Annotated in this window: 12 protein-coding genes and 1 tRNA gene; 11 read left to right on the top strand and 2 right to left on the bottom strand. The window is 37.6% G+C overall.

All coding sequences use genetic code 11. The features are described 5' to 3' along the window. Positions 1-15: 15 nt before the first annotated feature. The 4 genes from bioB to bioD are packed head-to-tail and all read left to right on the top strand — an operon-like array spanning position 16 to position 3,780. Entirely contained in the window at positions 16-1,068 is a 1,053-nt protein-coding gene (gene bioB, locus JQC92_RS00700) for a biotin synthase BioB (RefSeq protein ID WP_204997833.1), read from the top strand. A 3-nt stretch (positions 1,069-1,071) separates the two neighbouring features. Continuing rightward, entirely contained in the window at positions 1,072-2,259 is a 1,188-nt protein-coding gene (locus JQC92_RS00705; protein WP_204997834.1) for an aminotransferase class I/II-fold pyridoxal phosphate-dependent enzyme, read from the top strand. After that, positions 2,249-3,034 (top strand): methyltransferase domain-containing protein, encoded by a 786-nt coding sequence (locus JQC92_RS00710; protein WP_204997835.1) that lies wholly within the window; start codon positions 2,249-2,251, stop codon positions 3,032-3,034. The genes JQC92_RS00705 and JQC92_RS00710 overlap by 11 nt, the downstream gene beginning before the upstream one ends. Positions 3,035-3,036: 2 nt before the next feature. Next, positions 3,037-3,780 carry a dethiobiotin synthase gene (gene bioD / locus JQC92_RS00715; protein WP_239480248.1) on the top strand — a complete coding sequence of 248 codons (744 nt, stop codon included), beginning with the start codon at positions 3,037-3,039 and terminating at the stop codon, positions 3,778-3,780. Here bioD and pepE read toward each other — a convergent pair. Then, the gene (pepE, locus tag JQC92_RS00720; protein ID WP_204997836.1) at positions 3,766-4,473 is read right to left on the bottom strand and encodes a dipeptidase PepE; all 708 of its coding nucleotides are present in this window, start codon (positions 4,471-4,473) and stop codon (positions 3,766-3,768) included. The genes bioD and pepE overlap by 15 nt on opposite strands. 209 nt (positions 4,474-4,682) lie before the next feature. On the opposite strand from pepE, the gene htpX reads away from it, so the two are divergent. The 3 genes from htpX to JQC92_RS00735 all read left to right on the top strand — a co-directional run bounded on the left by htpX (position 4,683) and on the right by JQC92_RS00735 (position 6,336). After that, positions 4,683-5,546: a protease HtpX gene (gene htpX, locus JQC92_RS00725; protein ID WP_204997837.1), complete on the top strand. Its 864-nt coding sequence runs from the start codon at positions 4,683-4,685 to the stop codon at positions 5,544-5,546. A 469-nt stretch (positions 5,547-6,015) separates the two neighbouring features. Beyond that, positions 6,016-6,168, top strand: a complete 153-nt coding sequence (locus JQC92_RS00730; RefSeq protein WP_204997838.1) for a hypothetical protein — start codon at positions 6,016-6,018, stop codon at positions 6,166-6,168. An 18-nt stretch (positions 6,169-6,186) separates the two neighbouring features. Then, positions 6,187-6,336, top strand: a complete 150-nt coding sequence (locus JQC92_RS00735) for a hypothetical protein (RefSeq protein WP_204997839.1) — start codon at positions 6,187-6,189, stop codon at positions 6,334-6,336. A gap of 71 nt (positions 6,337-6,407) precedes the next feature. Here the strand turns inward: JQC92_RS00735 and JQC92_RS00740 are convergent, their stop codons facing one another. After that, entirely contained in the window at positions 6,408-8,495 is a 2,088-nt protein-coding gene (locus JQC92_RS00740; RefSeq protein WP_204997840.1) for a bifunctional 2',3'-cyclic-nucleotide 2'-phosphodiesterase/3'-nucleotidase, read from the bottom strand. 427 nt (positions 8,496-8,922) lie between these two features. Between JQC92_RS00740 and JQC92_RS00745 the strand changes: the two genes are divergently transcribed. The 4 genes from JQC92_RS00745 (at position 8,923) to JQC92_RS00760 (ending at position 12,842) form a co-directional block, all read left to right on the top strand. Then, positions 8,923-8,999, top strand: a tRNA-Pro gene (locus tag JQC92_RS00745). A 573-nt stretch (positions 9,000-9,572) separates the two neighbouring features. Then, positions 9,573-10,154: a DNA-binding transcriptional response regulator gene (locus tag JQC92_RS00750; protein WP_204997841.1), complete on the top strand. Its 582-nt coding sequence runs from the start codon at positions 9,573-9,575 to the stop codon at positions 10,152-10,154. Positions 10,155-10,157: 3 nt separating this feature from the next. Next, positions 10,158-11,204 (top strand): histidine kinase, encoded by a 1,047-nt coding sequence (locus tag JQC92_RS00755; protein ID WP_204997842.1) that lies wholly within the window; start codon positions 10,158-10,160, stop codon positions 11,202-11,204. Positions 11,205-11,789: 585 nt separating this feature from the next. Next, on the top strand, positions 11,790-12,842 hold the full coding sequence (locus JQC92_RS00760) for a hypothetical protein (RefSeq protein WP_204997843.1): 1,053 nt from the start codon (positions 11,790-11,792) through the stop codon (positions 12,840-12,842). Positions 12,843-13,056: the final 214 nt, after the last annotated feature.

Genomic DNA, 13,056 nt, shown 5'->3' on the forward strand with positions numbered 1-13,056 from the left:
ATTAAAGGATAAATTATGTCGCAGCTCCAATGCCGTAACGACTGGACAAAGTCTGAAATTGAGGCGTTATTCGAGCTTCCTATGAATGACCTGCTTTTTAAAGCTCATACGATTCATAGAGAACATTTTGATCCAAATGAAGTTCAAATCAGTCGCCTGTTATCGATCAAAACAGGTGCTTGCCCTGAAGATTGTAAGTACTGCCCACAAAGTGCACGTTACGATACTGGCCTAGAAAAAGAACGTTTGCTTGCAATGGAAACCGTTTTAACCGAAGCGAAAAGTGCTCAATCGGCGGGTGCAACGCGCTTTTGTATGGGTGCCGCTTGGCGTAACCCAAAGGAGCGTGATATGCCTTATCTGACCAAAATGGTCAGAGAGGTTAAATCAATGGGCATGGAAACATGCATGACTTTAGGTATGCTGTCGCCAGATCAAGCCAGTGAACTTGCGGATGCAGGCTTAGATTATTACAATCACAATCTTGATACTTCACCAGAATATTATGGTGACGTTATTACCACTCGTACATACCAAAACCGTATTGATACCTTAAGCAATGTTCGTGCATCAGGTATGAAAGTCTGCTCTGGTGGTATTGTGGGGATGGGTGAAGAGGCCAAAGACAGAGCAGGATTACTGCATCAACTGGCTAATTTAGAGAAACACCCAGAATCTGTACCCATCAATATGTTGGTAAAAGTGGCCGGTACACCATTTGAGAAAATCGATGACTTAGACCCAATTGAATTTGTCCGCACCATTGCAGTTGCTCGCATCATCATGCCGAAATCTCGTGTTCGTTTATCAGCAGGTCGTGAAAACATGACTGACGAACTGCAAGCTATGTGTTTCTTTGCTGGTGCAAATTCGATCTTCTATGGTTGTAAATTGTTGACTACGCCAAACCCTGAAGAAAATGATGATATGAGTTTATTCAGACGTTTAGGTCTAAAACCTGAGCAAGGTGTTGCGGCTAAAATTGAACAAGAATCGAAAATGATCGATAAAGCATCGGCTCAACACAGCAAAGCAACTTCACAGTTTTACGATGCGAGTGCGTTGTAATTTATGCCTCAATTGTTGCACAACAAAATTGAGAGTAAGCTTGCATCTTTAGCTGAACAATCTTTGCTCAGACAGCGTAACGTTGTTGAGTGTAGCCAGCAAAGCTCTGATGGCACCATTACTGTTGATAACAAGCGATACATCAATTTCAGCAGTAATGATTATCTAGGATTAGCGTCTCACTATAATGAAGCCGAAGCATTGGGTTCTGCTTCGCATACGCTTGCTGTTGGAAGTGGTGCGTCCCCAATTGTCACTGGATATCAAGATATTCATAGGGAACTTGAACAAGAGCTTTGTAAGGTAACAGGGCATGAAGCCGCTATTTTATTTAGCTCTGGCTTTAGTGCAAATCATGGTTTGATTACGGGGCTTCTGGATGAGAATGATTATGTTATCGCAGATAAACTCGTCCACGCTTCAATCATTGATGGGTTACGTCACTCTGCTGTCCGTTTTAAGCGGTTTGTTCACAACCATATCGCCCAGGTTGAAAAATGGCTCAGTGCTTCTGAAGTAACTGCATTGATCACAGAATCTGTTTTTAGTATGGACGGAGATAAAGCACCGCTTAGTAAACTATCCGAACTTTGTAACAAATATGACGTTGCTTTGATAGTTGATGATGCTCATGGGTTTGGTGTGCTGAATCAAAATTCTGCGGTGACTTCAAAAATAGCAAACGTGCAAATAGTGACTTTTGGTAAAGCTTTGGGTTGCCAAGGTGCTGCGGTTTTAGGTTCTCAGATGCTTATCGATTATTTAGTTAATCATTCAAGAGATTATATTTACTCAACAGGGTTATCGCCATTAAATGCGGCAATTGCACTAGCCGCAGTAAAAAAAGTATGTACTGATACGCAGCTCAATAATAAACTTCAAAACAATATTAAACAGTTCAGAGAACTAGCGAAAAGTAGAGGTATTCAGTTAATGGATTCAGAAACACCTATTCAAGGTGTTGTAATTGGTGATCCTAAATCTACTTTGCAAGTTGCCGACGAACTGAAATCGCATGGTGTTTGGTGCGGTGCAATTAGAACACCTACCGTACCAAAAGGAACGGATAGACTGAGAATTACGATTACGGCTTCCCATAGTCAGTTGCAAATAGAGTCCTGTGTTACTGCTCTTTCAAATGTCTTAGAACAACTCAATTTATGTAAATCTGGAGGTCATTATGCTGGCTGAAAGGTGTCTACAGCAAATTAAAGTGTTTAATCGAGACACGAATGTAATTGGCGATACTTTCTCTAAAGCATCCAAACATTACCGAAAATACAGTGAGCTGCAGGATCGATGTTCTAATAAGCTTAAAAATGCCATTGAGCTCTCTGGTCAGATCTTGGATCTTGGTGCTGGCCCAGGTACTCATTACAACACTGCTGCAAAAAATGTCGTGTGTGTAGATATTGCACTAGGTATGCTCAAAGAATTACAGACAAATTTTCCTGACTATAAAGCGATAAATGGCGACGCAGCTAAATTACCTTTGCAGGGTGAAAGCGTTGACTCCGTGATTTCCAATTTAGCGTTGCAATGGTGTGATGATTTTTCTGCCGTGACTGCTGAGCTTCATCGCATACTTAAACCCGAAGGTGAAGTAGCCATATCACTGGTAGCCGCTAATAGTTTGCCTGAGTTATCTAAACTTGGTCTGAAGGCTAATCAATTTAATACGGTTAGTGAGTTTCAGGCCGCTTTTGAAAATAACTTCTGGAGCGAGCTTGAGTGCCAAGTTCGTCGTGAGATTATTTATTTTGATGACTTAAAGTCGTTATTGTATTCAATCAAAGGTGTTGGCGCTTCAGCCATTAAAGCTGTAGAACAGAACCATCAAAATCAATCTTTAAAAGGTAAAAAACACTGGTTCCGGCTTGTTGAACAAGCTGAACTTTTAAGAACCGATAAAGGTTTACCTTTGACCTATAACATTGTCCAAATTAAAGCCAAAAAACTGGGGTAGCTATGTCTCTTACTGCAATGTCTAGTATCAAAACCTTTCAACCTAAACATTATTTCGTGTCAGGGACTGATACGGATAGCGGTAAAACCTTTGTGAGCTCAGCCCTTTTAGCTGCGGTTGCTGAACATTATCAGGCAATTGGTGAGGCTAAAACGGTTATCGGTTTCAAACCTATTGCCTCAGGATGTGTGCAGACAGAGCAAGGTTTAAGAAACAGTGATGCGTTATCTTTGATGGCTCATTCAACGAAAGAATTGCCGTATTCAGTTGTAAACCCAATTAGTTTTTTGCCAGCTATAGCCCCCCATATTGCTGCAAAACAAGTTGGTTTTGAACTATCGAAAAACGTCGTGAAGCAGTATATCAACCAAGATATGTTGAAATATGCTGATTTTACTTTAGTTGAAGGTGCTGGTGGCTGGCGTTTACCTTTAAATGACACTGAGTTTTTATCAGATGTTATTTCTGAACTGGAATGGCCAGTAATTTTGGTTGTTGGAATGAAATTAGGCTGTTTAAACCATGCAATGCTCACACAAGAAGCAATTATTAATGATGGGTTAAAGATTGCTGGTTGGGTGGCGAATGGTGTTGACGAAAATATGGATGTTCAAAGTGAAAACCTTGAAAGCCTGAAATTAATGATGAAGTCTCCGTTTTTAGGGTTTGTTCCACATTTAAAAAGTTCGGCGGCTAAAACTGCCGCCGATTATCTAGATATAAAAGTCTTATTACAACAGATGTGACAAATCGCTATTCATTGGAATGGTGATTTCTTGTTGAGTGCCACTGAATAAGAATGCTTCCTTCTCTCCAACTAATGTAAGTTTATCTCCCTGACGAAGTAGTGCTGATCCTTCTTGGATCCCTACAACAGGAGTTTCAGGGTCAACCTTGGTAAATTCGAGTAATCTTTGAGCTCTGGTTTCTCCATTATGACCTGGAGCTTGGTAATTAGTGTAATGCGGGTTTAGCTGGAATGGCAGAATCCCTAACGCAGCAAAAGAAGGAGGTTCGATAATTGGCATATCATTAGTTGTTCGAATACTTTTACCAGTAATGTTAGAACCCGCACTCCAGCCAATGTAAAGCATGCCGTCATTAACTCGCTCTTTTAAAAGAGAAACTAAGTCATATTTGTAAAGCTCATGCAATAGGTGGAAAGTATTGCCGCCGCCAATCATTACACCTTCAGCCTCGATTAAGGCTTTTTTAGGGTCTTTGTGTTGATGAATGCTGGTGATCTCAATATTCAGGTCAGAGAGAGCAGCAGCAACAATTTCAAGGTATTTATCGTAACTAAAACTGACACCGGCAAAAGGGATGAAGACCCATTTCTTAGCGGTCTTGGTAAATGGTTTAATGAGCGGCAATGCGTGGCTGAGGTATGGAGTTGAACCTTCACGCGAGCTGCTAAGAAGTAGAGCATTGATTGACATTTGATTTTCCAATATTTTTAATTGAATCCAGTGTATCAAAGCTTGTTGAAAACGGAATAGCGTAATATCGCAATTTTGTTGTAGTGACTGGTGGTTATTTAAACCATCAGTAAGGTATTTGCTGGTTTACCCTTGAAATCTCAAAAAACAGACATATTATGTCTTCTTAGATATGTGAATTTGACACGGTTTTGCTTTAGGAGTACCCGATGAAGCGTGTGTTTTTGTTAATAGCAACCAATATTGCTGTACTGTTAGTTGCATCGTTAATTATGTCGATTTTAGGTGTTAACCCATCGACAATGAGCGGTTTGTTAGTGTTTGCGGCCTTGATTGGATTTGGTGGTTCATTCGTGAGCTTAAAAATTTCAAAATGGATGGCAAAAAAAACAATGGGTTGTGAAGTAATTACTAACCCGAGAGATAGTGATGAAAAATGGTTAGTGGAAACGGTTGCTCGTCAGGCAGAGCAAGCTGGTATTAAAATGCCAGAAGTTGCTGTTTATCATTCTCCTGAATTAAATGCTTTTGCAACTGGACCGAGTAAGAATAATTCACTTGTTGCGGTAAGCACAGGCCTTTTACATGGTATGAGTCGTGATGAAGTTGAAGCCGTTTTAGCTCATGAAGTGAGTCATGTTGCCAATGGTGATATGGTCACATTAACGCTTATTCAGGGTGTAGTGAATACCTTTGTTATCTTTGCGGCACGCGCAATTGCAAGAGCAATTGATACATTTGTATCAAGCAATGATGAAGAGGGCGAAGGTATGGGCGTGTTTGCCTACATGGCTGTCGTATTTGTTCTGGATATGATTCTTGGTATTTTAGCCTCGACTATTGTTCATTACTTTTCACGTATTCGCGAATACCGTGCGGATGCAGGTGCAGCCAAACTGGTTGGTGCAAACAAAATGATCGCAGCATTAGAGCGTTTACGTCAAGGACCTGAAAGTAATGCAATGCCAGCACAAATGTCAGCTCTTGGTATTAATGGTAAGCGCTCAGCCGCTGAGTTCTTCATGAGTCACCCACCACTTGAAAAGCGTATTGAAGCGTTGAGAAATCAATAAGTAGTACCTTTCAAAACACATGAAATTAAGCCTGCTGATATAGCGGGCTTTTTAGTGGGTAGACTAACTGTGGGGTAAGTTATATAGAACTAAAAGCAATGAACTCACCGATTAAGTATCTTTAAATAGAAGAAAATTAACTAGGAGGAGTCTCAAATGTCTTCTATCCCAATTTATACAACAAAACCTCTACCAAGTGCGATTTATGTCAATGACCCTAATCTCGTAAAAAAATAATGCTGGCGCTCATATCGTAACCATTGACCAGCCCCGTATTGACTTTTCAAATAAACAGTGAAACTTACTTGCGGGGTGGTACTTGTGTCACAAAACAATGGCAAGCTTGTAGTTATAAATGCCAATAAACGGGAGTTTGAGATTGTCAATACCCCTCTGGTGAATGCTTACCTCATATCGATATGACAGTAATGGCCATGCTCAGTTTGGCAACCGCTCAGACATTTAAAGCATGGGTAAAACTGCAGACAATAAAACTGGTGGTCACTACAAAAAAGATAAGGCCAGTTTTATGAATGAGTTAGATCAACTTCTAGGAAAGCAATCTAAAGTGATTACCGCAGGTACAAGTGGTACAAATATCGGTGATTTTAGTGATGTATAAAATGAAAACTCTGTATCGATGAATTCCAGTTCACCTGTTCATTTTTCTGCGAAACAACTTAAAACAATGTTAAGCAACATGCAAACGCTTGCTAAAGAAGCTGATGCTGTTTTAAAAGCGATGAGTAAAAATAATCATGGTGTCTCACATTGTCTTGCTAAAGCATAAATGGATGGCTTTTTTAAACGAAAAAGCCCTCAATCAAGAGGGCTTGGCAGGGTACGAGATTATTATTTTATTTAATCTTCTAACTCTTGAGTCATATCGATACTGTAAATCGCAAAACCAGGAACACTGTCTTCAATCTCAAGTTTTTTCATTGCACGTTGTTTATTAGCTTCAACAAAGCTATGTGCCTTCTCGCTATCTTGAGTTTCAAAAGTAATATTTAGCTCTACAGAAGATTCAATGTTTTTGAAGTTCCAGTTGTAGTTTGCTTCAGTATTAATTTCTTTTGCTGACTCACCAGTCTTAGGATCGAATTCAGATTTCTCTTTAATATAGTCAGTTAGTACTTGACGGTTTTCAACAGCAAAATCATGAACAATATGGTCTTCACCAGTGCCAGCAAATTTACCACCAAACCCACGGTAATTATTGGTGATAACAACAAATTCTTGGTCAGCTACTACTGGCTGATCTTTGTATTCAAGATCGATGATTCTTTGGCTGCCACCATCAACATTTTGAACTACACAATCGCGGTCATAGTTACTTGGCTTAGTCACATCAACTTTATAAGTTACACCGTCGATGCTATCAAAGTTATAAGTAGGGTGACCATCACGATTGATCAGTTGCTGAATTTCTGATTTTGAAGGATCAATTTGATTGAATTGGTTTACACTACATTCCAGCCATTCTTTCAGTTCTGCACCAGTAATTTTCAGAGCTACCATTGTATTTGGATACAAATACAAGTCAGCGGCATCTTTAATCGCTAAATCGCCTTTATCAACTTGTACATATTGATCTGAATCACTATCAGAGTAACGACCACCAGCCTTAAACGGTGCAGCAGCAGATAAGATTGGTAGTTCTTTTAGGTCTGCAGGTAATTTATCTTGGGCATACCACATTTGAGCATCTGCTACGATTTGAACCGTAGGGTCATCTTGTGCCATTGATAAGAAGCTATACATGTTTGCAGAAGCTTTACCAATTGGAGCGTTAACGTATTCTCTGGTGCCTTTGTGTTCCAATTCCACTGCATCATGGATATCTTTATCTGCATCGACAAGAGGAGATTTCTCACTTGCATCGAAAATAGCACGTGTGCTGCTTTGAGAGTCTACAACTTTCCAAGACTCTCCATCTTTCTCAATCACTAAATCGATGATACCTAAGTTATCACCCCAACGGCCTGGCATTACTGATGCAGTACCGTTAATAGTGCCTTTTTCGACGTCAGCGTTTTCTAAATCAGCATATTTATCACTAGGGAATACTTGGTGGCTGTGACCGAACATTACAGCGTCGATTCCATCAACTTGAGTCAGTTTGTATACTGCATTTTCCATATCAGGGTTTTTGTCATCAGGGTTACCGATGCCAGAATGAGGGATCGCAACAATGATGTCGGCGCCTTCAGCTTTCATTTTTGGAACAAATATCTTTGCTGAATCAATGATACTGTTTGCGGTAACACGACCATTTAAGTTTTTGGCATCCCAAAGCATGATTTGTGGAGGAACAAAACCAATATAGCCAATTTTAATTGTGTGCTCGTCACCATCAGTATCAACGACGGTCTTTTCTTTGATTAAATATGGAGTGAAACGATGATCATATTGGTCTAAATCGTCTTTACCACAATCTGTATCACAAATAACGTTTGAATTGATGTAAGGGAAGTTAGCTCCAGCAATAGACTGATCTAAAAATTCAAGTCCGAAATTAAATTCATGATTACCAATGTTACCTACATCATAATCGAGTAGATTCATGGCTTTGTAGGCTGGGTGAGTACCTTGCAGTTCATTGTTGTTCTTTTTGAACTCATCAGCCATGTAGTCGCCCATTGGACTGCCTTGAAGAAGATCGCCGTTGTCTACAAGAACAGAGTTGTTTACTTCGGCACGTGCGTTGTGAACAATACTGGCTACACGAGCAAGCCCAATTGTTTGGTCTTCAGCATCTTTGTAATAGTTATAATCCATTATGTTGGTGTGAAGATCAGATGTTTCCATCACGCGTAGTTTTATCTGATCCTTATGATCTTTCTTGTCATTATCATCACTGTTACAAGCTGTTAAACCAAGTGATGCAGCCACTGCTAATGCAATTGCAGTTTTAGTTTTTAATTGTAACTTGTTACCAAAAATCATTATAACCCCTATAAATTATTATTCGTTATATGTAATAACTTATGTGATTATCAAGTAAATAAAAGTAGGTGTATGTGAACTGCATCACACAAAAACAAGCTAAAAAAGTGACTAAAAATTCAAATTTGTTAAGTTTATGTATATAAATATTGTATTTAAAGTTTGATTAATTTTGATTAAAAGTGAAGTTTGAAAACTTTAGATCAGAATGATTACTCTAAAATTAATTTAAGATGACAAAATGGTTAAATATGAAGCAAAAGATGTAATTTAAGCATCGTTTTGTTTGTAGTTTGTTTGCTTGTTTTTTGAACGTCGCTTTAGCTAGTAATTTAAACGACTTGATGAAATAAAATTCAGTTGTTAGAGTTAGCTGTGATCTAGTTCAAGTTTTCCTCTTTATTGGAAGTGATTGAGTCATTATTGTCGGTATGTAGCGCAGTCCGGTAGCGCACTGTCATGGGGTGTCAGGGGTCGGAGGTTCGAATCCTCTCATACCGACCAATTTTCTTGTTGATATATAAAGCTTTTTCAACTTTTATCGCACGCTAAAATAATTAGATGCGCGAGATTTGCGCGAGATTAGCGCGACGCCTCACCCAGATGTAGCACGCTTTTGTAGCACCAATCCTTCCTTTTCTCTTACAATCAAAAATGCCTTTTAGTCCTTAAAAGTGAATGTATATTCTTAATTTTGAGCAGTTGAAAGAATGTAAGTGGTATAACTTGGTTTTTCTGCAAACTCGGAATTGCCCCAAACCAAGTTAGATCATTAGCTCTACAATGGTTGTCAGAATCAATAATTCAATAAGTTCTTCTCGCGAGTCTTTGATTTTCTGATGAACAAGTGCGCCTGTAACATCAATGGTGAAAACGTACATCATTCTGGTATGTATATCGATTCCGCAGTAATATGGGTAGCTTATTGTAGAGTATCATTGAATTTTCTGAGGTGCCTACAACATAGTGGTCTATTACTGTGCTGGGTAGGTGCTCAATAAGTAGCTAGGCAGTCAACTAGGACAAATACTGTTTGGGCTTTTTAAGTTGGCCTATTTTTATAAAATGGAAAAATATATGGATTGGGTAGTAGAAAATGCAGAGTGGTTATTTAGTGGAATCGGTGTAACCTTTTTAGGTTGTATAATTTTTTTCTTTGAAAGAATTAAGGCTTATTTTAAGCCAGCTAATGAATCCTCCACTGAGTATAAAGCACTAAATAATAAAAAAGAACTCAATGCTGAGCCAGTAAAAAACAAAACATTAGATGATTTTAAAAATGAAACTAGGATCTTATTTATCGATGATGATATGCGTTTCAAGGTTTCAAAAATATTAATTAGAAGCGGATGGGTTCACACAAAATTAATTAAGGACTGTGAAGCATTAGATGAGCAAGATGTTATTAATGCATCAATTTTATTTATTGATGTTCAGGGCGTTGGGTTAGCGATGGGCTTTAATGATGAAGGATTAGGTTTAGCTCTTGCTGTAAAACAAAAATATCCAAAGAAAAAAGTAGTAATATATTCTGCTGAAACTCAAGGTGACAGATTTCACAAAGCCTTAAGGGAAGCTGATTCATTCTTAGCAAAAAATGCAGATCCTTACGAATTCCAACGACTTGTTGAAGATTTTACTATTGGAGGAGAGTCTTAATTTATGACTGTCCGTTATAGAATTCAAAACTCTAAAGGAAAAGTGATTTTTTGTGGTTTATTACCTTATGAAGTTACTTTAATAAAAGACGTAGCCTCTCAATCTCAGAAAGTTGGTGATGTAGGTATAAGAGCTGGTGTTTTAAGAAATGATTCATTTACAGTTTATGGATTCAGTTCAAATAAAGACTTTTTAAAGAGTTCACAAAAGTTTAGAACCCAATTAAATGTAATTTTAAACTCTACGGACTCAATAGATGAAATAATTGATAGTGCTAATAAATCAATAAATAAAAACACAAGCCGACTAATTCATAATTTAACTACTATTAATGCCCATAACATTCAAGAAATATACTCATTAATCCCTCAGGATGGGGTTAGTCTAAATATGAAAAAACAAATATCCTTCGCTGAAAATATTGTCAAAAAAGAACCTAAAGAAACAGCAATTACATTGTTGAGGATTGCTAAAAATAACGCATCTATGAAGGTAGAGTTTTCAGTATTTAAAAAACTATTTGTTACTAATCCAGAATTGCAAAGAAGAACGCATAATATTCACAAAGTATTAATGAATATGTTTTATCTATTTTTCTCTGATTTTACCGATAAGAATGTGGAGGTTGTTGTTGGTGACGAGAGTACGAATATGGCTTATTTTGATTACGAATCAGTTCATGTTGCCTTGTATCATATAATTGAAAATGCAGCTAAGTTTATTAAAACTGATTCTATTTTAAACGTTGATATAGGTAGTAATGGTATATACACACAAATTTCAATGGATATGATTAGTACAGAAATAAAAGAAAATGAAATAGAACAAATATTTTTTGAGGGAGTGTCTGGTAATCTTCCCACTAAAATAGGAAAAGCAGGTGATGGTCTCGGCATGTATATGGCCAAAAAAATTATTGAACTAAATTCAGGTCTTATCGCTGTAACTCCATATCCAAGAACTTTAGAAGAAACATTGGGATTTAAATTTCAAAGAAATGTTTTCACAATAAATCTTCCAAAATCTAAATCAAACCATACAAAATTTTAAAATCGGATTTGTAATAGCTTGCACGGTTCTAGTACCCAAACACAGTGAAGATGCTGATTTAGAAAAGACAATTAAAGCCAATACAACAAAGACAAGAAGCTACTCTTTATTTCGCCAAGGCTGCATCTATTATGAGCTTTTACCGACGATGAAAGAAGAATGGGCGCTACCATTAATGGAAAACTTTTATCGTTACCTTAAAAACCACAGTATTTATCGCAGTACTTTCGGAATTATTTAACACAAAAATATGTGGGGTTCTCTAAGCTCTGGTCCATATCTTGTCCTTTGGCATGCAGAATCTGTGCGCAATGCAACCTCATTCATTCCCAACAGATCCAACACCGTCCTGTACTTTGAAGATTGTTAGTTTTGCTGGTATTGAGATGTAGGTTACCGGTGGCAGCATTAGTATGGGAGTAGGTTGGGTGTAATTCCGGTCTTTTAGGTCCTGATCCGGTGCTCGTCTTGTCTTTTGTGTATAAGTTTGAGGTTTATTATGTGATTAGTGATAGTGTTTATAACTGATGCCCTTGTTAAGATAGGCTCGTTTATACAGATAACTTACGTGAGATAAAGATTTTTATGAATAAAACGATTATTTTAATTCTTTTGGTATCATTGTCGCTTAGTGCCTGTGTACAAAAACCAAAACCGACACCAAATATACCAAAACCGACTTCAAATATACCAAGCTGTATAAATAACAAAAACACGAAAGAAACTGAGGCATTAATTAAACGCTTTCAGGAAGAAATTGGACCTGGGGTTTACTGGAATGATTTCGATAAAGTAATACCAACAATAGAAAAACCATATACAGGGACTGCAATACTTCAACTTAGTAATAAATACAACAGAACTACCTTCGCCAAGGTTGAAAACTACAGGACTGGCGCAAAAAATGAGCTGGAAACAACAGGGCGAAACCCTAGTGAAGCGCGAAAAAAATTGCTATATGCAACTGAATTAGCAGAAAAAACAATAAAGTCGAAAGAAAGAGAAATTAAGGCCATAAAGGATGCTGAGTGTACTTTTAATAACAGCTATAGAAGTAAATCGGTATCTAAACAATTAGCCTTTGAGGTTGAAGTGTTTAAAGGGCTCATAAATGTGACGATACCAAACCTAATCACTGAAGTGAATAAAGGTGAGGAGTACCAACAAATAGTTTTAAAGCGTAAAAATGCAGAAATTAAACAGAAGCAAATTGCGAGTGATAAAGTAAAGAACAGACGAGCTAGCTATCTAGCAAATAAAGGAACAGTGTACAAAGACAGTAAGATTGTCATTAAGTTAATAGACTATACTAACTCCACTTTATTTATATCAATAAAAAATATACAAAAAAATAAAATATTAAAAACTAATTTCACCAAATGTACTTTGGTGGATACAAAATTTGGAGGAACTGAATGTGTTTTCGTGGTTAACGGATTGACGCTTAATGACCAGTATGGAAATCACTTCAGACTGTATGCCAGTGAAGATAGGAAAATATATCCTCAAGAAGTGGTTATATTTAAATTTAGAGGAGATAGAGCGTTAGATACTTCAAACCTTATTTTTAATATTCCAGCATATACTATTGGAACTGAAAAGAATGTTAACTTGAGATTTCCAGCAAAAACATACTAGACTTCGACATGTTACTTTAAAAGAGAGATGTACAGAGACATAAGTTATAATGGGGTATTGGCCACTGCTTAATTTTTTCTAGTCTGGAGTAGCTAATTTAAAGCAGTCCACCTAAATCATTTATGTCCAAACCTGTGCCAGCATAATCGACTGGCACATTCCTGCCCCATTACTAGTTGGCGAGACAAATGGATGAATCGGAGAACAGCCCCTT

The organism is Parashewanella hymeniacidonis, assembly GCF_016900895.1.
Lineage (GTDB): Bacteria > Pseudomonadota > Gammaproteobacteria > Enterobacterales > Shewanellaceae > Parashewanella > Parashewanella hymeniacidonis.